This window comes from Microbacterium canaveralium, assembly GCF_047238045.1.
Lineage (GTDB): Bacteria > Actinomycetota > Actinomycetes > Actinomycetales > Microbacteriaceae > Microbacterium.
The window spans coordinates 1899457-1917793 of the sequence record NZ_JBDFMA010000003.1; the positions used below are offsets into that span (position 1 = coordinate 1899457).

Annotated in this window: 17 protein-coding genes; 2 read left to right on the forward strand and 15 right to left on the reverse strand. The window is 69.0% G+C overall.

What is annotated here, in order from left to right:
- Nucleotides 1-97 precede the first annotated feature (97 nt).
- From ABC271_RS10090 to ABC271_RS10100, 3 genes are read right to left on the reverse strand one after another with little or no spacing between them, the layout of a single operon-like run.
- Complete coding sequence (locus ABC271_RS10090) at nt 98-1204, reverse strand: branched-chain amino acid aminotransferase (RefSeq protein ID WP_412924741.1); 1107 nt, start codon at nt 1202-1204, stop codon at nt 98-100.
- Between the two features lie 57 nt (nt 1205-1261).
- A complete protein-coding gene (locus tag ABC271_RS10095; protein ID WP_412924742.1) occupies nt 1262-2311 on the reverse strand; it encodes a 3-isopropylmalate dehydrogenase in 1050 nt (349 codons plus the stop codon).
- 25 nt (nt 2312-2336) lie between these two features.
- Nucleotides 2337-3875, reverse strand: coding sequence for an MFS transporter (locus tag ABC271_RS10100; protein ID WP_412924743.1), 1539 nt, complete (start codon nt 3873-3875; stop codon nt 2337-2339).
- Nucleotides 3876-3956: 81 nt separating this feature from the next.
- Here ABC271_RS10100 and ABC271_RS10105 point away from each other — a divergent pair, with 81 nt between their 5' ends.
- Complete coding sequence (locus tag ABC271_RS10105) at nt 3957-4499, forward strand: TetR/AcrR family transcriptional regulator (RefSeq protein WP_412924744.1); 543 nt, start codon at nt 3957-3959, stop codon at nt 4497-4499.
- Between the two features lie 328 nt (nt 4500-4827).
- Here the strand turns inward: ABC271_RS10105 and serA are convergent, their stop codons facing one another.
- From serA to otsA, 9 genes are all read right to left on the reverse strand, one after another.
- Nucleotides 4828-6432 (reverse strand): phosphoglycerate dehydrogenase, encoded by a 1605-nt coding sequence (gene serA, locus ABC271_RS10110; RefSeq protein ID WP_412924745.1) that lies wholly within the window; start codon nt 6430-6432, stop codon nt 4828-4830.
- A gap of 273 nt (nt 6433-6705) precedes the next feature.
- A complete protein-coding gene (locus ABC271_RS10115; protein ID WP_412924746.1) occupies nt 6706-7050 on the reverse strand; it encodes a bacitracin resistance protein in 345 nt (114 codons plus the stop codon).
- Nucleotides 7047-7589 carry a DNA polymerase III subunit gamma/tau gene (locus ABC271_RS10120; RefSeq protein ID WP_412924747.1) on the reverse strand — a complete coding sequence of 181 codons (543 nt, stop codon included), beginning with the start codon at nt 7587-7589 and terminating at the stop codon, nt 7047-7049. The genes ABC271_RS10115 and ABC271_RS10120 overlap by 4 nt, the downstream gene beginning before the upstream one ends.
- Nucleotides 7590-7687: 98 nt before the next feature.
- Nucleotides 7688-8713, reverse strand: a complete 1026-nt coding sequence (gene ilvC, locus ABC271_RS10125) for a ketol-acid reductoisomerase (protein ID WP_412924748.1) — start codon at nt 8711-8713, stop codon at nt 7688-7690.
- Nucleotides 8714-8780: 67 nt separating this feature from the next.
- On the reverse strand, nt 8781-9290 hold the full coding sequence (gene ilvN, locus ABC271_RS10130; protein ID WP_412924749.1) for an acetolactate synthase small subunit: 510 nt from the start codon (nt 9288-9290) through the stop codon (nt 8781-8783).
- 1 nt (nt 9291) lies between these two features.
- Nucleotides 9292-11097: an acetolactate synthase large subunit gene (locus ABC271_RS10135; protein WP_412924750.1), complete on the reverse strand. Its 1806-nt coding sequence runs from the start codon at nt 11095-11097 to the stop codon at nt 9292-9294.
- A 43-nt stretch (nt 11098-11140) separates the two neighbouring features.
- Entirely contained in the window at nt 11141-12862 is a 1722-nt protein-coding gene (gene ilvD, locus ABC271_RS10140; protein WP_412924751.1) for a dihydroxy-acid dehydratase, read from the reverse strand.
- Nucleotides 12863-12871: 9 nt separating this feature from the next.
- A complete protein-coding gene (gene otsB, locus ABC271_RS10145; RefSeq protein ID WP_412924752.1) occupies nt 12872-13651 on the reverse strand; it encodes a trehalose-phosphatase in 780 nt (259 codons plus the stop codon).
- A complete protein-coding gene (gene otsA, locus ABC271_RS10150) occupies nt 13648-15111 on the reverse strand; it encodes an alpha,alpha-trehalose-phosphate synthase (UDP-forming) (protein ID WP_412924753.1) in 1464 nt (487 codons plus the stop codon). The genes otsB and otsA overlap by 4 nt, the downstream gene beginning before the upstream one ends.
- Nucleotides 15112-15342: 231 nt before the next feature.
- Between otsA and ABC271_RS10155 the strand changes: the two genes are divergently transcribed.
- Nucleotides 15343-15597, forward strand: coding sequence for a cytochrome c-type biogenesis protein (locus ABC271_RS10155; protein ID WP_412924754.1), 255 nt, complete (start codon nt 15343-15345; stop codon nt 15595-15597).
- A gap of 39 nt (nt 15598-15636) precedes the next feature.
- On the opposite strand, the gene ABC271_RS10160 is transcribed toward ABC271_RS10155, so the two are convergent.
- The 3 genes from ABC271_RS10160 to ABC271_RS10170 are packed head-to-tail and all read right to left on the reverse strand — an operon-like array spanning nt 15637 to nt 18249.
- Entirely contained in the window at nt 15637-16824 is a 1188-nt protein-coding gene (locus ABC271_RS10160; RefSeq protein WP_412924755.1) for an acetyl-CoA C-acetyltransferase, read from the reverse strand.
- Nucleotides 16821-17474 (reverse strand): 3-oxoacid CoA-transferase subunit B, encoded by a 654-nt coding sequence (locus ABC271_RS10165; protein ID WP_412924756.1) that lies wholly within the window; start codon nt 17472-17474, stop codon nt 16821-16823. Before ABC271_RS10165 ends, ABC271_RS10160 begins: the two co-directional genes overlap by 4 nt.
- A gap of 1 nt (nt 17475) precedes the next feature.
- Complete coding sequence (locus tag ABC271_RS10170; protein ID WP_412924757.1) at nt 17476-18249, reverse strand: CoA transferase subunit A; 774 nt, start codon at nt 18247-18249, stop codon at nt 17476-17478.
- Between the last annotated feature and the right edge of the window lie 88 nt (nt 18250-18337).

Sequence of the window (18337 nt, forward strand, 5' to 3'; positions counted from 1 at the left end):
CGCCGCGCCCCGGCACCGACAAACGCCGTTCGTCGCGAAACACGCTGCGACACAGCGTGTTTGGAAACGAACGGCGTTTATCGGTGGGGCGGAGCGCTCAGGCGTCGAGGCGGTACAGCCAGCCGTGCTTGTCTTCGGCACGGCCGTACTGGATGTCGGTCAGCTCCTGGCGCAACTCCAGCGCCAGCGTTCCCGCGGGCTGCTCGTCGATGAAGTCCTTGCCCTTCAGCGTGCCGATCGGGGTGACGACCGCTGCGGTTCCGCACGCGAACACCTCGACGATGTCTCCGGATGCCACGCCCTCACGCCACTCGGTGAGGGACACGTTGCGTCCGACCACGTGGTGGCCGCGGTCGCGGGCGAGCTGGAGGAGCGAGTCGCGCGTGATGCCCTCGAGGATCGAGTCGGACTGCGGCGTCACGATCGTGCCGTCCTTGTAGACGAACACGATGTTCATACCGCCGAGCTCCTCGATGTTGCGGTCCTGGTCGAGGAACACGACCTGGTCGCACTCGTTCTCGTACGCCTCGGACTGCGGAAGCAGGCTCGCCGCGTAGTTGCCACCGGTCTTCGCCGCGCCCGTACCCCCCTTGCCGGCGCGGGAATAGTCCTCGCTCAGCCAGATCGACACCGGCTGAACGCCGCCCTTGAAGTACGCACCCGCGGGGCTGGCGATCAGGTAGTACGCGACCTTGTGGGCGGGGCGGACACCGAGGAACGCCTCCTTCGCGAACATGAAGGGCCGCAGATACAGGCTCTGGTCCGCACCGGAGGGAACCCAGGCACCGTCGACGGCGATGAGTTCACGCAGGGACTGGAGGAAGTACGGGACGGGCAGTTCCGGCAGCGCCAGGCGGCGCGCTGAACGCTGCAGGCGTCGACCGTTCTGATCGGGACGGAAGGTGTGGATCGATCCGTCGGCGTGACGGTACGCCTTGATGCCTTCGAAGATCTCCTGGCCGTAGTGCAGCACGGCCGCCGCGGGGTCCAGCGAAATCGGACCGTAGGGCGAGACGCGGGGCCGGTGCCAACCGCCGCGGACCGACCAGCAGATGTCGACCATGTGGTCGGTGAAGGCCTGCCCGAAGCCCGGGTTGGCGAGGACCTCGTCGCGCTGAGCGGGGCTCTTCGCGGCGAGATTGCGGGTGACGGCGAACTCGAGCGGGTCGAGTCCGGTGTCGGGGTCGGTATCGATTGTCGTCATGGTCTCTTTCGCACGGTGTCGGGGGCGCGGGTGGCGGCGCGGGCCGATCGGTCCAGGTTACGCCCGGACTCGTTCAGCGATGGCGTCGCCGATCTGCGCGGTGGTTCGCGTGGCATCCCGGGTCGCGATGTCGTCCTCCACCGCACGGGTGACGCGGATGGCTTCGTCGTGCAGCCCGAGGTGGTCGAGCAGGAGGGCGACGGAGAGGATCGCGGCCGTGGGATCGGCCTTCTGGGTACCCGCGATGTCGGGCGCCGATCCGTGGACGGGCTCGAACATCGAGGGGAACGCGCCGTCGGGGTTGATGTTGCCCGATGCGGCGAGGCCGATGCCACCGGTGACGGCGCCGGCCAGGTCAGTCAGGATGTCGCCGAAGAGGTTGTCGGTGACGATCACGTCGAAGCGGCTCGGGTTCGTGACCAGGAAGATAGTGGCCGCATCGACGTGCAGGTAGTCTACGTCGACCTCGGGATGTTCCGACGCCACCGCGTCGACGATGCGCTTCCACATCCCGCCCGCGTGCACGAGCACGTTGGTCTTGTGCACGAGCGTGAGGTTCTTGCGGCGGCGCTCGGCGAGTTCGAACGCGTACCGGACGACGCGCTCGACACCGTACGCCGTGTTCACCGACGTCTCGTTGGCGACCTCGTGCGGTGTGCCGCGCCGGATCGAGCCGCCGTTGCCGACGTACGGACCCTCGGTGCCCTCGCGGACGACGACGAAGTCGATCTCGCCGGGATTCGCGAGCGGACCCGCCGCCCCCGGGTAGAGCTTCGACGGCCGGAGGTTGACGTAGTGGTCGAGCTCGAACCGCAGCTTCAGCAGCAGACCCCGCTCGATGTTCGCGTCCTTCAGACGCGGGTCGCCGGGCACTCCCCCGACGGCGCCGAGGAGAATCGCGTCGTGCTCGGCGATCGCGGCGAGGTCGGCGTCGGTGAGAGTGTCGCCGGTCTCGAGGTAACGGCCGGCGCCGAGGGAGAAGGGCGTCTTCTCGAACTCCACCCCAGACTCGGCGGTGACCGCGTCGAGAACCTTCACGGCCTCGGTGACGACCTCGGGACCGATGCCGTCACCGGGAATGACGGCCAGTTTCACGACGCGCGACATCGCACTCCTCAGCGCTCAGGGCGCATCACTTCGTCGACGCGCCGCGGGATCCTCCCAGGGTAGTGGCCGCGATGACGGCTGCCACGACGATGAGTCCCGCACCGATCAGCGCGGTGACCACCACACCCGAGTCGAACGCGTGCGCAGCGGCGAGCCGCAGCGATTCGCCGAGGGCGGCGTCATCGAGCGTGTGCGACACCGCAACGGCGCCGGCGAGCGTCTCGCGGGCGGCATCGGCCGCGGCATCCGGCAGCCCAGCGGGCAGCACGAGTTGCGTGCGATAGAACGCGGCCAGGATGCCGCCGAGCACGGCGGTACCGAGCACAGCGCCCACTTCGTACGCCGTCTCGGAGACGGCACTCGCGGCACCCGCCTTGGCGGGCGGAGCACTGGACAGGATGAGCTCGTTCGAGACGGTCTCCGCCGCGCCGATGCCGATGCCGAGCAACCCGAAGGCGACGATGAGCAGCACGAGGTCGGAGGTCGAGAAGGCGACGAGCACGTAGGCGACGACGGAGAACGCCAGCGCCGCGGGAACGACGCGTCGCGGCGCGAATCGTTGTGCCACCGGAACGACCGCCAGGCCTGCGACGATCATCAGCACGAGGCCGGGCAGCAGCGCGAAACCGGCCAGCATCGGCGTGAGCCCCACGACCAGCTGCAGGTGCTGCGCGACGAAGTACAGGAACCCCACGAGTCCGACGACGCTGAGCAGGTTGACCAGGATCGCGCCGGAGAACGTACCCCGACGGAACAACGTCATGTCGAGCATCGGGCTCGGCAGGGAGCGCTGGCGCCGCACGAACAACCAGCCGAACACGATGCCCGCCGCGAACAGCGCGAGGGTGACCATCGTCGGTCCGTCGACCGCGAGCTTCTTGATGCCGTAGACGATCGGCACCATGGTCGCCAGCGACAGCAGCACGCTCAGCGGGTCGAACCGCCCCGGCGCGGGGTCGCGGCTCTCGGGCACGAAGAACGGGGCAAGGAGGAGCAGCGGAACGAGCACCGGGACCGCCATGAGGAAGACCGACCCCCAGCTGAAGTGCTCGAGGAGGAATCCGCCGACGATCGGTCCCAGCGCCGCGCCCGCGGAGAATCCCGACGCCCAGACGGCGATGGCGAGTCGGCGTTCGTCGCGGTCACGGAAGATGCTCCGAAGCAGCGACAGCGTCGACGGCATCAGCATGGCGCCGAAGACGCCCATGAGCGCACGACCGGTGATGAGCAGCGCGGCGGTGGGCGCGAACGCCGACAGAGCGGATACCGCGGCGAAGCCCGTCGCGCCGATGAGCAGGAGCCGACGACGGCCGAACCGGTCGCCGAGCGTCCCCATGGTCACCAGGAGACCGGCGAGCACGAGCGGGTACACGTCGATGATCCACAGCTGCTCGATGCTGGAGGGCTGCAACGACAGGGCGATCTCCGGTAGGGCGAAGCTGAGCACCGTGTTGTCGACAGACACCAGCAGCACGGGCAGCATGAGCACCGCCAGCGCGAACCACCCGCGCCAGCCGGCGCGAGGGGCATTGATCTCTTGAGTGGGCAACGACGAGGTAAGCATTCTTCCGAGTTCCGTTTCTAAACCGTCCAGCCGGTATAGTAACAGAATCGTCACACCACCCGCCACTACGATCGAGAGGCCATGAGTCGACCGCCCCTTGCCCGCGAAGCCGTTCTCGACGCCTTCACGCGCATCCTCGTCGACGAAGGGGAACGCGCCGCCACGATGGATGCCACTGCGCGCGCCGCGGGCGTTTCCAAAGGCGGGCTGCTGTATCACTTCAACTCGAAGAGCGCGCTTGAGGAAGCACTCGTCACGCGGCTGGAGACGCTCGCCCAGCAGGACGTCGACGAGATCGAGAAATCCTCCGAGGGAGTGGTGGCCGCGCATCTGCGGTCTTCGCAGAACACCGGTTCACTCCTCGACGTGACGATCCTCGCGGTCTCCCGCCTCGCCCAGAACGGCAGCGACGCGGCCTCCGCGAGCCTGCGTCGGGTGCGTGAGCTGTGGGAAGACAGCCTCCGCCCCCACACCCGTGACGAAACGGCGCTCCAGATGGTGCTTCTCGTCAGTGACGGCCTCTACTTCAACGCCGTGCTCGACCTCAACGCCCTGCCGGGCCCCGCGCTCGAGGGCGCCGACCTCGACGCCCTCATCTCGGCCGTCGTCGCCGCGACCACCTGACGTCCGCGCGAGGTGGAGCGAGCGGGCGCGGAGTCTTTGGATGCCGTGAGCGCGACGCCCCACAGGATCAAGACCGCGCCGATCGTCGCCAGAATTCCCCACCATTCGGCACGCAGCGCGCCGGCAATTCCCACGATCAGGAGTGCCCCCGCCGCCGCGACCAGCGCGAACCGCGCGATCATGAAGGACGTCATGTGTCGATGGTGGCGACACCAGGGATCGGCGTTCTCCTGAACCGACCGATTCCACCAGCCGCGGTGCGTTCTTCACCCCGAGGAACGACGAAGGGGGCCGCTTTCGCGACCCCCTCCCCCGAACGTGTCGAACCTCAGCTCTCGACGATCTCGATCTGTCGGAACAGATCCGCGTTCACTGCTTCGCGCATCGCGTCGAGGATCTCGTCGGGCACAGGCGAGTCGACGGTGAGGACGGAGAGCGCACGGCCCGTGGCATCCGGTCGGGCGACCTGGAGGCCGGCGATGTTGATGCCCGCCTCGCCGAGCTTCTGACCGTAGATCGCGACGATTCCGGGGCGGTCGGCGTAGCGCATCACGATGTGGTGCGTCTCGATCGGCACCTCGATCTCGTAGCCGTTGATTCCGACGACCTTGGGCACCATGCGGGTGCCCGCGAGCGTACCCGCGACCTCGAGGGTCGAGCCGTCGGCCAGGGTTCCGCGGAGGATCGTGATGTTCCGGTAGAGCGGGCTGTCGGACTCGACGATCAGGCGCGTCTCGACGCCACGCTGCTCGGCGAAGAGCGGCGCGTTCACGTACGACACCGTCTCGCTCACGATGCGGCTGAAGATGCCCTTGAGCGCGGCGAGACGGTACACGCTCACGTCGTACTCGGCGAGCTCGCCACGCACCTCGATGTCGAGGCTGGAGAGCGCGCTGTCGGCGAGGCCGCTGAAGAACTGGCCGAGCATCTCGACAAGCGCGATGCCGGGGCGCACGAACGGGTCGATCGCGCCGCCGGCGACGTTCACGGCATCCGGGACGAGATCGCCCTCGAGCGCGAGCTTCACCGAACGCGCAACCGAGACGCCCGCCTTCTCTTGCGCTTCTTCGGTGCTGGCACCGAGGTGCGGGGTAACGACGACGTTCGGGAGGTCGAGCAGCTTCCGGGCCGGGCCGTCCTCGGCCGGAGGCTCCGTCGAGAAGACGTCGAGGCCGGCACCGGCGATCTCGCCGGCGGTGAGCGCGTCGTACAGCGCGTCCTCGTCGATGAGCCCGCCGCGCGCGACGTTGATGACGTACGCGGACTTCTTCATGCGGCGGAGCTGCGCCTCACCGATCATCCCGGTGGTCTCGGGGGTCTTGGGCATGTGGATGGTGACGAAGTCGCTCTGATCGAGCAGCTCGTCGAGAGAGACCAGCTGCACGCCCAGCTGCTGCGCGCGCGTCGCCGTGACGTAGGGGTCGTAAGCGATGACGCGCATGTCGAACGCCTGGAGGCGCGCCGCGATGAGTGCGCCGATGCGGCCGAGGCCGATGATGCCGATCGTCTTCTCGAACAGCTCGGTGCCCGTGAACGAGCTGCGCTTCCACAGGCCCCGCGCGAGCGAGGCGTGGGCCGCGGGGATACGGCGGGCGAGGCTCAGGACGTGTCCGACGGTCAACTCGGCGGCCGAGATGATGTTCGACGTCGGGGCGTTGACGACCATGACTCCGGCGGCCGTCGCCGACTTGATGTCGACGTTGTCGAGCCCGACGCCGGCGCGGGCGACGACCTTCAGGACCGGCGCGGCCGCGATGGCCTCGGCGTCGATCTTGGTGGCCGAACGCACCAGCACCGCGTGCGCGTCGGCGAGGGCCGAGAGCAGCGCGGGGCGGTCGGTCCCGTCGACGTTGCGCACGTCGAAGTCGGGGCCGAGCGCGTCGATCGTGGCGGGAGAGAGTTCTTCGGCGATGAGCACGACGGGCTTCGTCACGGATGAGTCCTTCGAAACGGTGCACGGGACCGGCGCGCACCGGCGCACATCTCCGACGCAAGCCGGGCGCGCGACCCGTGCGGGCCGTCTGCCAGCCTAGCGCGGTGCTCGATGCTCGCCGGACCGTGTGACGGCGTTCCCCAGACCCTCGCGAGACTCCATCTGCCTGACGAAGACACGGAAGGATGCCGCGCGCTCGTCAGCCCGATGCGGTTTCGCGGAACCTTGCAGCCGGGGCGCCGGGGCGGTGAGACGCCGGAGAGCGCGTAGCGGTCAGCCGCCGTACAGCCCGTACGAGGTCGTCCCGTACCCGACGACCGCGAGCCAGAAGGCCGCGGAGAGAGTCAGCCCGGCGAGCAGCGCCAGCGAGAACTCCCCCGCCTTGCGCCGCGCGCCGATGCCGAACGCGACGCCGAAAGCCACGAGCGGGAACACGATCGGCAGGATGTAGACGAACCATCCGAGGCCGTTGAGCCCGAGCGCGCCGGTCGCCTGCTGGATGAGGAGCGCGACCGAACTCCACACGACGAAGGCGTAGAAGAGGCCGAAGATCCCGGCGATCGTGACGACGATCCACGTGGGCAGACGCCGCCGGGAAACGCGGGTGTCCGTACTCATGCGAGGGCTCCCAACGACAGGAACGGCCACGGCACGAGCAGCAGGATGCCGAGGATCAGCAGCAAGAACCTCTGCCATGTGCGCCACCCGCGGGTGAGGGCGAGCACCGCGACGAACCAGACCAGCGGCGCGAGCGCCGCCGCGATCGTGAGGGCGAGCACCGTCACCTCGGGGATCGGCAGCCCGAGACCGCGCAATTTCAAGCCGGCGACGAGCCAGCCGATCGCGAAGAGGACGAAGGTCGCGGCCACCATCCCGATGCCGACGAGGCCCACGTTGCCGAGCGGCGCCGAGTGCGCGGCATCCGCTTCGGGTCCGTCGACGGTCGCGTCGGGCTCGGGCTCGGGATGCCGGGCGGCCGGCGTCTCGCGCGAGGTCGTGGGCTGCAGCGGCTCGGCGACGGGCGTCGGCTGAAGGGGCTCGGGGTCGAGCGGCTCGGCCTCGGCGACGCGCTCCGGGGCGCGCTTCTCGCCCACGTCGAGCGTCGGGTCGTCGTCACCGTCCCAGGAGAGGGCGTCGTCGTCGCGCGGAGTGCTCACGTGTCCACGGTAGCGCCGGCCCGAGACGACGCGGTCGCGCCCCGCCGAAACGGCGAACGCCCCGGAACCACGATGGGCCCGGGGCGTTCGGAAGAGGATCAGCGCGCGGCCGAGCCCTCGACGTAGTCGCTGTCCTGCTGCTTCCACGCGAACAGGCCGCGCAGCTCCTTGCCGGTGGCCTCGATCGGGTGGCCCTGCTCCTTCTCGCGGAGCGCGAGGAACTCGGGGGCACCGTTGTCCTGGTCGGCGATGAAGCGCTCGGCGAACGCGCCCGACTGGATGTCGGCGAGAACGGCCTTCATGTTCTCCTTGACCTCGGGCGAGATCACGCGGGGGCCGGAGACGTAGTCACCGTACTCGGCCGTGTCGGAGATCGACCAGCGCTGCTTGGCGATGCCGCCCTCCCACATCAGGTCGACGATGAGCTTCAGCTCGTGCAGCACCTCGAAGTACGCGATCTCGGGCTGGTAGCCGGCCTCGGTGAGCGTCTCGAAGCCGTACTGCACCAGGTGGCTCATGCCACCGCAGAGCACCGACTGCTCGCCGAACAGGTCGGTCTCGGTCTCTTCGGTGAAGGTCGTCTTGATGACGCCGGCGCGGGTGCCGCCGATGGCCTTGGCGTACGACAGCGCGGTGTCCCAGGCCGAGCCCGAGGCGTCGCGCTCGACCGCGATGATGTCCGGGATGCCACGGCCCGCGACGTACTCGCGACGGACGGTGTGACCGGGAGCCTTGGGGGCGACGAGGATGACGTCAACGCCCTCGGGTGCGTCGATGTAGCCGAAGCGGATGTTGAAGCCGTGGGCGAACGCGAGCGTCTTGCCTTCGGTGAGCTTGTCCTTGATGGAGTCGGCGTAGATCGAGCGCTGGTGCTGGTCGGGCGCCAGGATCATGATCAGGTCGGCCCACTCGGTCGCGTCGGTGACGTTCTTGACCTCGAAGCCGTCTTCCTGCGCCTTCGCGGCCGACTTGGAACCGTCCTTGAGCGCGATGACGACCTCGACGCCCGAGTCGCGGAGGTTCTGCGCGTGCGCGTGACCCTGCGAGCCGTAGCCGACGATCGCAACCTTCTTGCCCTGGATGATCGACAGGTCGGCGTCGTCGTCGTAGAAGATCTCTGCCATGGGGATGCTTTCTCCTTGAATACAGGTCCCGCGACGCAGGACCGGGGGTGTGTGGAAGTGGTGGGGTTCAGCCGCGCAGGACGCGCTCGGTGATGCTCTTGCCGCCGCGGCCGACGGCGAGCAGGCCCGACTGCGCGAGCTCCTTCACGCCGAACGGCTCGATGGCCTTGAGGAATGCACTGACCTTGCCCGAGTCGCCGGTGATCTCGATCACGAGGGCGTCGGGCGCGTAGTCGACGACCGACGCGCGGAAGAGATTCACGACCTCGAGCACGTGGGAGCGGCTGGCGTTGTCGGCGCGCACCTTCACGAGCACGTGCTCACGTTGCACCGAGCTGCTCGGGTCGAGCTCGACGATCTTGATGACGTTGATGAGCTTGTTCAGCTGCTTGGTCACCTGTTCGAGGGGCAGACCCTCGACGTCGACGACCACCGTGATGCGGGACAGCCCCGGCACCTCGGTGACCCCCACCGCGAGCGACTCGATGTTGAAGCCGCGGCGGGCGAAGAGACCGGCGACGCGGGTCAGCAGACCCGGCTTGTCCTCCACGAGGAGGCTCAGAACGTGCCTCGACATGTCAGTCCTCCTGCTCGGCGAAGGCGGGCGAGTGATCGCGGGCGTACTGGACGTAGCTGTTGCTCACGCCCTGCGGAACCATCGGCCACACCATGGCATCCGCGCTCACGACGAAGTCGATCACGACGGGCCGGTCGTTCGTGTCGAGCGCGAGCTGGATCGCCGCGTCGATCTCCTCTTCCTTCTCGACCCGGATCGCGAGGCAGCCGTAGGCCTCGGCGAGCTTGACGAAGTCGGGGATGCGACGCGTCCCGTGCCCCGTGTTCAGGTCGGTGTTCGAGTGACGGCCGTCGAAGAACAGCGTCTGCCACTGGCGCACCATGCCGAGCGAGGAGTTGTTGATGATCGCGACCTTGATCGGGATGTCGTTGATGACGCAGGTCGCGAGTTCCTGGTTGGTCATCTGGAAGCAGCCGTCGCCGTCGATCGCCCACACCACGCGGTCAGGCTCGGCCACCTTGGCGCCCATCGCCGCGGGGACCGAGTAACCCATCGTGCCGGCGCCGCCGGAGTTGAGCCACGCGTTGGGGCGCTCGTACTTGATGAACTGCGCCGCCCACATCTGGTGCTGGCCGACGCCCGCGGCGTAGATCGCCTCGGGTCCGGTCATCTCACCGATCCGCTGGATCACCTGCTGCGGCGACAGCAGACCGTCGGTGGTCGGCGTGTAACCGAGGGGGAACTCCTCCCGCAGACCGTTGAGGAAGGTCCACCACTCCGAGTAGTCGACCTCGGTCTCGGATGCCGCTTGGCGGAAGGCGGCATCCAGGTCGACGAGCACCTCTTTGAGGTCGCCCACGATCGGGACGTCCGCGGCGCGGATCTTGGAGATCTCGGCGGGGTCGATGTCGACGTGCACGACCTGCGCGTTGGGGGCGAAGAGCGAGGCCTTGCCCGTCACACGGTCGTCGAAGCGGGCACCGAGCGACACGATGAGGTCGCTGTCCTGCAGCGCGAGGACCGCAGGCACCGTCCCGTGCATGCCGGGCATGCCCAGGTGCTGGTCGTGCGAGTCGGGGAACGCCCCGCGCGCCATGAGGGTGGTCACCAACGGTGCGCCGGTCGCTTCGGCGAACGTCTTCAGTTCCGCGGACGCCTTCGCGCGGATGACTCCGCCGCCGACGTACAGCACGGGCTTCTTCGCGTGGGCGATCAGCTGGGCCGCGGCCTGGATCTGCTTGCCGTGCGCCTTCGTGACGGGACGGTAGCCGGGCAGGTCGATCTTCGGCGGCCAGATGAACGGCGCCGAGTTCTGCTGCGCGTCCTTGGTGATGTCCACCAGCACCGGGCCGGGGCGGCCCGTCGAGGCAATCTCGAACGCCGCCGCGATCGCACCGGGGATGTCCTCGGCGGTTTTCACCAGGAAGGAGTGCTTCGTGATCGGCATCGTGATGCCGACGATGTCGGCCTCCTGGAAGGCATCCGTTCCCATGAGGGTCGAGAAGACCTGACCGGTGATGCACACCAGCGGCACCGAGTCCATGTAGGCGTCGGCGATGGCGGTGACGAGGTTCGTGGCGCCGGGGCCCGACGTCGCGATCGCGACACCGGTGCGGCCCGAGGCCGCGGCGTAGCCCTCGGCCGCGTGGCCGGCGCCCTGCTCGTGGCGGACGAGGATGTGGCGGACGTTCTCGTCATCCATGAGCGGGTCGTAGACGGGCATGATCGCCCCGCCCGGCAGACCGAACACGTCGGTGACGCCGAGCAGGTCGAGCGAACGGACGACCGCCTGGGCGCCCGTGAGCACGGGCGTCGGAGCGGTGCGAGCGGGGGGCCGGGGAACGGCCGTGGCGGATTCGGCGGACATGGTGGTACCTCGGAACCAGTGGGGGGTGAAAGGGAGACGGCCGTCAGCCCGTGACGGCGCCTTCCGCAGCGGAGTGCACGAGCTTGGAGTACTTGGCCAGAACGCCACGGGTATAGCGCGGGGGAAGTGGCTCCCAGCCGTCGCGGCGGGAACCCAGCTCGGCGTCATCGACGATCAAGTCGAGAGTGCGAGCGGCGATATCGACCCGTATCAGATCACCATCGCGCACGAAGGCGATCGGACCTGCGTCCACCGCTTCGGGAGCTATGTGGCCGATGCAGAGGCCGGTTGTGCCGCCTGAGAATCGACCGTCCGTCAAGAGTAGTACATCTTTTCCGAGCCCCGCGCCCTTGATGGCGGCGGTGATCGCGAGCATCTCGCGCATGCCGGGGCCACCCTTGGGACCCTCGTAGCGGATGACGACGACGTCGCCGGCGTGGATCTCGCCCGCCTCGAGCGCATCCATGGCGGCGCGCTCGCGCTCGAACACCCGCGCGGGACCCTCGAACACGTTGCCGTCGAAGCCGGCGGACTTCACGACCGCACCTTCCGGCGCCATGGAGCCGTGCAGGATCGTGATGCCGCCCGTCGCGTGGATCGGGTCGTCGAAGCGGTGGATGACCTTGCCGTCCACGGGGTCGGGATCGAGATCGCGGAGGTTCTCGGCGAGCGTCTTGCCCGTGACGGTAAGGGCGTCCCCGTGCAGCAGGCCCTCGTCGAGCATCGCCTTCAGGATCACCGGGATGCCACCGTGGCGGTCGACGTCGTTCATGACGTACTGCCCGAACGGCTTCATGTCGGCCACGTGCGGCGTCTTGTCGCCGATGCGGTTGAAGTCGTGGAGCGTGAGGTCCACCTCCGCCTCGCGCGCGATGGCGAGGAGGTGCAGGACGACGTTCGTCGAGCCGCCGAGCGCCATCGCGAGGGCGATCGCGTTCTCGAACGCCTCCTTGGTCAGGATGTCGCGGGTCGTGATGCCCTGACGCAGCAGGTTCACGACGGCCTCGCCCGAGCGGTGGGCGAAGTAGTCGCGGCGCCGATCGGCGGAGGGCGGGGCGGCCGAGCCGGGGAGGCTGAGCCCCAGGGCCTCGGCGACCGAGGCCATCGTGTTGGCGGTGTACATACCGCCGCACGCACCCTCGCCGGGAGCGAACGCGCACTCGATGCGCTTGAGGTCGGCCTCGCTCATGCGACCGGCGAGGCACGCACCGACACCCTCGAAGGAGTCGATGATCGTGATCTCCTTCTCGGTGCCGTCCGAGAGCTTCACCCATCCGGGGGCGATCGAGCCGGCGTAGAGGAAGACGCTGGACAGGTCGAGACGGGCGGATGCCATGAGCATGCCCGGGATCGACTTATCGCAGCCGGCCAGCAGGACCGAGCCGTCGAGGCGCTCGGCCATCATGACCGTCTCGACGGAGTCGGCGATGACCTCGCGCGAGACGAGCGAGAAGTGCATGCCTTCGTGGCCCATCGAAATGCCGTCCGAGACGGAGATGGTGCCGAACTGCAGCGGATAGCCGCCGCCGGAGTGCACGCCTTCCTTGGCGCCCTGGGCGAGGCGATCCAGGCTCAGGTTGCAGGGCGTGATCTCGTTCCAGCTGGACGCGATGCCGATCTGGGGCTTGTCCCAGTCGTCATCGCCCATGCCAACGCCGCGGAGCATTCCTCGCGACGTGGTGGCTTCGATGCCATCGGTGATGACCCGGCTGCGGGGCTTGATGTCGATCTCGCCGGCGGGGGTGAAATTCTGCGGTGCGGGCATCCTCGCAGTCTATTGCGCGCGGGAGACGCGCTGATGCGCGACAACCTCCAAGACATCGACCAATCCGTCGATGTCGGCGACCTTGAGCGCCGCGGCCGTGTCACCGGTGCCGACGTGGATGCCGAGGTCCCCGGCGCCGAGCGTGCGGAGCGCGTCCTCGTCGGTGACGTCGTCGCCCGCGAAGATCACCGCCGTCGCGCCCGCGCGCTCCCGGAGGTGCTGCACCGCGGAGTCCTTCCCCTCGTGGCGGAACGCGAACTCGAGGATGTCGTGACCGGTGCGACGCCGCCACTCCGGTGCGTCCGCCGCGACCAGCTGATCGGCGACCGCGCGTGCTTCGCGGGCGGTGTCGGCATCCGCCGTCCGGGTGTGCACGCCGACGCCGAACTCCTTCGGCTCGATCCAGACACCGGTCAAGTGGGCGACACCCTCCGTGATCGCGCTCTGAAGCCGATCGCGCAGCGCGAGGTCAGCCGCGTCGTCGGGCGTGGACTCCCCGCCGGCTCCGGGTACCCAGAACTGCGCGCCGTGCGACGCCGCGATCCACACCGGCGAGGCGTCGTCGTGCTCGGCGATCTCGCGCAGGTGCCCGAGCGATCGGCCGGAGACGAGGGCGACCACCGTGTCGGGCAGTGCGGCGAGGGCGTCGACGGCCGAGCGTGCCCGAGGCGTCATCCGCGCGGTCATGGGGTCGTCCACGAGCGGCGCGAGCGTCCCGTCGAAGTCGAGGGCCACCAGGAGCACGGGGGTCGTCGAGACGGCCTCGATGGCCGCGTCGGCGGCGGTCATGAGTCATCCCGTCGCTCGTCCACCGACGCCTGCACCTCGGCGTTCGCGCTGGCGGAGGAGGCGCGGTCGTGGAACGCGGACAGCGCGTCGAGGAATTCCCTCGACCAGTCTTCGACGTCGTGGTCGCGCACGCGTTTGCGCAGTGCTCGCATCCGCCGCCCCTGCTCGGCCGCAGGCATGTCGATCGCGCGGATGATCGTGTCCTTCAGGCCGTCGATGTCGTGCGGGTTGATGAGCAGCGCACTGCCCATCTCGTCGGCGGCACCGGCGAATTCACTGAGGACGAGGACCCCGCGGTTGTCGATGCGACTCGCGACGTATTCCTTCGCGACGAGGTTCATGCCGTCCCGCAGCGCGGTGACCAGCATGACGTCGGCCGCGAGGAACAGCGCGACCATCTCCTCCCGAGGGTACGACTGGTGCAGGTACCGGATCGCCGTGTGGGTTGTGCTGTCGTAGTCGCCGTTGATGCGCCCCACCGTCATCTCGATCTCGTCGCGCAGCTGCACGTACGCGTCGACGCGCTCGCGGCTCGGGCTCGCCACCTGGACGAGAGTGGCATCCTCCACCGTCGCCCGACCATCCTCGAGGAGCTCGCCCCACGCCTTGAGGCGGTGGCGGATGCCCTTGGTGTAGTCGAGACGGTCGACGCCGAGCAGGATCTTCCGCGGGTTGCCGAGACCCTCGCGGATCTCTCGCGCGCGCTGCTGGATGTCGGGACGCTGCGCGAGCTCGATGTACGAGTCGGCGTCGATGGAGATGGGGAACGCCTTCGCGAGAGCCACGCGAGTGCCGCCCTGCCCGTCCGGGACCGAGATCCCGCTGGCCTTGGTCTCGTACCGCAACTGGCGGCGCACGGCACGCGCGAAGTTGCCGGCGTCCGCCACGCGCTGGAACCCGATCACGTCGGCGCCGAGGAGTCCCTCCAGCACCTGCTTGCGCCAGGGCAATTGCGCGTAGAGGCCATAGGCGGGGAACGGGATGTGGTGGAAGTACCCGATCGTGAGGTCGGGACGCAACTCGCGCAGCATCTTCGGCACGAGCTGCAGCTGGTAGTCCTGCACCCACACGATCGCCTTGTCGGCGGACACAGCGGCAGCCGCCTCGGCGAACCGGCGGTTCACCCGGACGTACGCGTCCCACCAGGCGCGCTTGTACGTCGGCTCCGCGATCACGTCGTGGTAGAGCGGCCAGATCGTGTCGTTCGAGAAACCCTCGTAGTAGTGCTGCACGTCCGCCGCGGACAGCTCGACCGGCACGAGGTGGGTGCCCTCGAAATCGAAGGGCTCGAGGCTCACGTCGGGCTGACCCGCCCACCCCACCCAGGCACCCTCGGCGCGGCGCATGACCGGTTCGAGCGCGGTCACCAGACCACCCGGCGAGCGACGCCATCCCTCCCCGTCGGGGGTGCGATCCACCGGTAGACGATTGGCGACGACGACGAAATCGGCCTGGGACACAGGTCCTCCTCGGTAGCTTCACCCCAGGCTAACAGTGGGGTGAACGCGTGCCGCGGGGGTGCCGGAATGCGATAAACGCCCATTCTGATGAGACACGGTGCGACACAGCATGTCTCGGAACGGAGAGCGTTTATCGGGGCGGGGGCGGGGCGGCGGCGGGGGCGCGGGGGCGGGGGCGGGGGGATGTCAAGGCGGCGCGACGTGGCCGGTGCGGCTCGCTAGGTTGGGGGCATGCGCCAGTACATCTTCGGAACCGGTCTCCTCAGCGCCATCACCGGCGGTATCACGCTGCTGCGCGGACTGCGCAACGACGAGCCCTTCACGTGGCGCACGGCCCTGGCCTGGCTGAGCTGGGGCATCACCCTCGCCCTCGCGGTCGGCGCCGTCGTCGACACCCGGCGCGCGCGCCGTGGTCGTAACGTCGCCGGAGACTCCCCGGTCGCGCGCAAGCAGCAGAAGCTCCTCAAGAAGCGCCTGTCCCGCTGACGCGGGAGGGGATGCCGAACCCCGGGGCCCGGCATCCGCTCAGCGCGTGAGGATCAGCGCGTCGCCCTGGCCGCCCCCGCCGCACAGGGCGACAGCCGCCGTACCGCTCCCTCGGCGGACGAGTTCGTGCACGGCGTGGACGACGAGTCTGTTGCCGGAGGCTCCGATGGGGTGACCGATCGCGATGCCGCCGCCGTGCGGGTTGACCACGTCGTCCGAGAGCCCGAGCTCGGTCTGCGACCGGGCGACCACGGCACCGAACGCCTCGTTGATCTCGACGTGGTCGAGGTCGGACACAGAGATCCCCTGCTTCTCGAGAGCTCGGGCGATCGCGTGCGCCGGCTGAGCGTGCAGCGAGTTGTCCGGCCCGGCGACCTGACCCGAGGCGCCGACGACCGCGAGAACGTCCCAGCCGTGCTCGTCCGCGACGGCCCGGGTCGTGAGGACGACAGCCGACGCCCCGTCGGAGATCGGCGAGGCGTTCCCCGCGGTGATCGTCCCTCCCTCGGCGAAGGCCGGACGCAGCTTTCCGAGGATCTCCGTCGTCGTCTCGGGACGGATGCCCTCGTCGGCCACGACGACCACGGGGTCGCCCTTGCGTTGCGGGATCGCCACCGGGACGATCTCGGCCTCGAAGACCCCCGCCTCCTGTGCCACCGCGGCACGCTGGTGGGATCGGGCGGCGACGGCATCCTGCGCCTCGCGCGTGACCTCGTACCGTTCGTTCGCGCGCTCCGTCGACGCGCCCATGCTCTCGCGGTCATACGAGTCGGTGAGGCCGTCGTATGCCAGGTGGTCGAGCACCTCGATCGAGCCGTAGGCGTAACCCTCGCGCGAGTTCATGAGGAGGTGCGGTGCGCGGGTCATCGACTCCATGCCGGCCGCCACGACGACCGTCGCGTCGCCGAGTCGCAGCATGCGCGACGCGTCGATGATGGCCGTGAGCCCGGAGAGGCACACCTTGTTGATGGTCGCTGCGTGCACGTCCCAGCCGATGCCCGCCGCGATCGCCGCCTGGCGCGCGGCATTCTGCCCCGCACCGGCCTGCAGCACCTGGCCCACCAGCACGGCATCCACGGTCTCGGCGGGAATGCCGCCGCGTTCGAGGGCGCCCGAGATGGCAGCCGCGCCGAGCTGCACCGCGGTGAGCGGCGCGAGCTGTCCCTTGAGGCGCCCCTGGGGCGTGCGGGCGGCGGCGACGATGACGACGTCGGTGGCGGAGGTCATGCGATCTGCTCCTCGGGGATGCGGACGGTGAGCGGAGGTTCGGTCGCGGCGATGACATCGTCGACCGAGACGCCCGGGGCGACCTCGACGAGGACCAGCCCCTCGGGAGTGACATCGATCACGGCCAGGTCGGTGATGATCCGGTCGACGACCCCGCGGCCCGTGAGCGGCAGCGAACAGGAATCGACGATCTTCGGTGAACCGTCGCGCGCGACGTGCTCCATCAGGACGATGACGCGGGCGGCGCCGTGCACGAGGTCCATGGCACCGCCGGGTCCCTTGACCATCTTCCCCGGGATCATCCAGTTCGCCAGGTCACCGGAGGCGGATACCTGCATCGCGCCGAGGATCGCGGCGTCGATCTTGCCGCCGCGGATCATGCCGAAGCTCGTCGCCGAGTCGAAGAACGCCGCGCCCGGCAGGGTCGTCACGGTCTCTTTACCGGCGTTGATGAGGTCGGCGTCGACGGCATCCTCCGTCGGATAGGGGCCGACACCCAGGATGCCGTTCTCGGACTGCAGCACGACGGTGACGCCGTCGGGCACATGGTTGGGCACGAGGGTCGGCAGGCCGATGCCGAGGTTGACGTACGAGCCGTCGGCGAGTTCGCGGGCGGCGCGAGCGGCCATCTCGATGCGGGTGAGGGCCATGTCAGCGGGCTCCTTCGGTGACGGTGCGCTTTTCGATGCGCTTCTCGATGTCGGGACCGACCTCGACGAGGCGGTGGACGAAGACGCCGGGGAGATGCACGTCGTCGGGATCGATCTCGCCGGGCTCGACGAGGTGCTCGACCTGCGCGATGCACACCCGGCCGGCCATCGCGGCGAGCGGGTTGAAGCTGCGCGCGGCCTTGCGGAAGACGAGGTTGCCGTGGCGATCGCCCTTCCACGCATGGACGAGGGAGAAGTCGGTCGTGATCGCCTCCTCGAGCACGAACTCGCGCGGCCGGCCGTCCACGTCGAACGTTCGGACGTCCTTGGCGGGGGACGCCACGGCGACACCGCCCGAGCCGTTGTAGCGCTGCGGCAGACCACCCTCGGCGACCTGCGTTCCGACGCCCGTCTGCGTGTAGAACGCCGCGATGCCCGACCCACCGGCACGCAGCTTCTCGGCGAGGGTGCCCTGCGGTGTGAGCTCGAGCTCGAGCTCACCAGAGAGGAACTGCCGCTCGAACTCCTTGTTCTCCCCCACGTAGGACGACGTCATCTTGCGGATCCGACCCGCGCCGAGCAGGATGCCGAGCCCCCAATCGTCCACGCCGCAGTTGTTCGAGACGACCGAGAGGTCGCGTGTGCCCCGTGCGAGCAGGGCCTCAATGAGGGCGATGGGGTTTCCGGAGAGGCCGAAGCCGCCGACCGCGAGGGACGCTCCGTCGGGGATGTCGGCGACAGCATCGCTCGCCGAGGGCCAGGTCTTGTCGATCACGCGGACTCCTTCGTGCAGGGATCGGTGATCTCATCCTGCGCCCGGCACCGGCCGGCGGCTCCCCTTGCTTCTTGCGATGTGGATGCCC

What these genes read in the sequence shown, in the direction of transcription:
- ABC271_RS10090 (WP_412924741.1), bottom strand. Translation starts at nt 1,204, where the DNA reads ATGACGACAATCGATACCGACCCCGACACCGGACTCGACCCGCTCGAG.
- ABC271_RS10095 (WP_412924742.1), bottom strand. Translation starts at nt 2,311, where the DNA reads ATGTCGCGCGTCGTGAAACTGGCCGTCATTCCCGGTGACGGCATCGGT.
- ABC271_RS10100 (WP_412924743.1), bottom strand. Translation starts at nt 3,875, where the DNA reads ATGCTTACCTCGTCGTTGCCCACTCAAGAGATCAATGCCCCTCGCGCC.
- ABC271_RS10105 (WP_412924744.1), top strand. Translation starts at nt 3,957, where the DNA reads ATGAGTCGACCGCCCCTTGCCCGCGAAGCCGTTCTCGACGCCTTCACG.
- ABC271_RS10115 (WP_412924746.1), bottom strand. Translation starts at nt 7,050, where the DNA reads ATGAGTACGGACACCCGCGTTTCCCGGCGGCGTCTGCCCACGTGGATC.
- ilvC (WP_412924748.1), bottom strand. Translation starts at nt 8,713, where the DNA reads ATGGCAGAGATCTTCTACGACGACGACGCCGACCTGTCGATCATCCAG.
- ilvN (WP_412924749.1), bottom strand. Translation starts at nt 9,290, where the DNA reads ATGTCGAGGCACGTTCTGAGCCTCCTCGTGGAGGACAAGCCGGGTCTG.
- ABC271_RS10135 (WP_412924750.1), bottom strand. Translation starts at nt 11,097, where the DNA reads ATGTCCGCCGAATCCGCCACGGCCGTTCCCCGGCCCCCCGCTCGCACC.
- ilvD (WP_412924751.1), bottom strand. Translation starts at nt 12,862, where the DNA reads ATGCCCGCACCGCAGAATTTCACCCCCGCCGGCGAGATCGACATCAAG.
- otsB (WP_412924752.1), bottom strand. Translation starts at nt 13,651, where the DNA reads ATGACCGCCGCCGACGCGGCCATCGAGGCCGTCTCGACGACCCCCGTG.
- ABC271_RS10155 (WP_412924754.1), top strand. Translation starts at nt 15,343, where the DNA reads ATGCGCCAGTACATCTTCGGAACCGGTCTCCTCAGCGCCATCACCGGC.
- ABC271_RS10160 (WP_412924755.1), bottom strand. Translation starts at nt 16,824, where the DNA reads ATGACCTCCGCCACCGACGTCGTCATCGTCGCCGCCGCCCGCACGCCC.
- ABC271_RS10165 (WP_412924756.1), bottom strand. Translation starts at nt 17,474, where the DNA reads ATGGCCCTCACCCGCATCGAGATGGCCGCTCGCGCCGCCCGCGAACTC.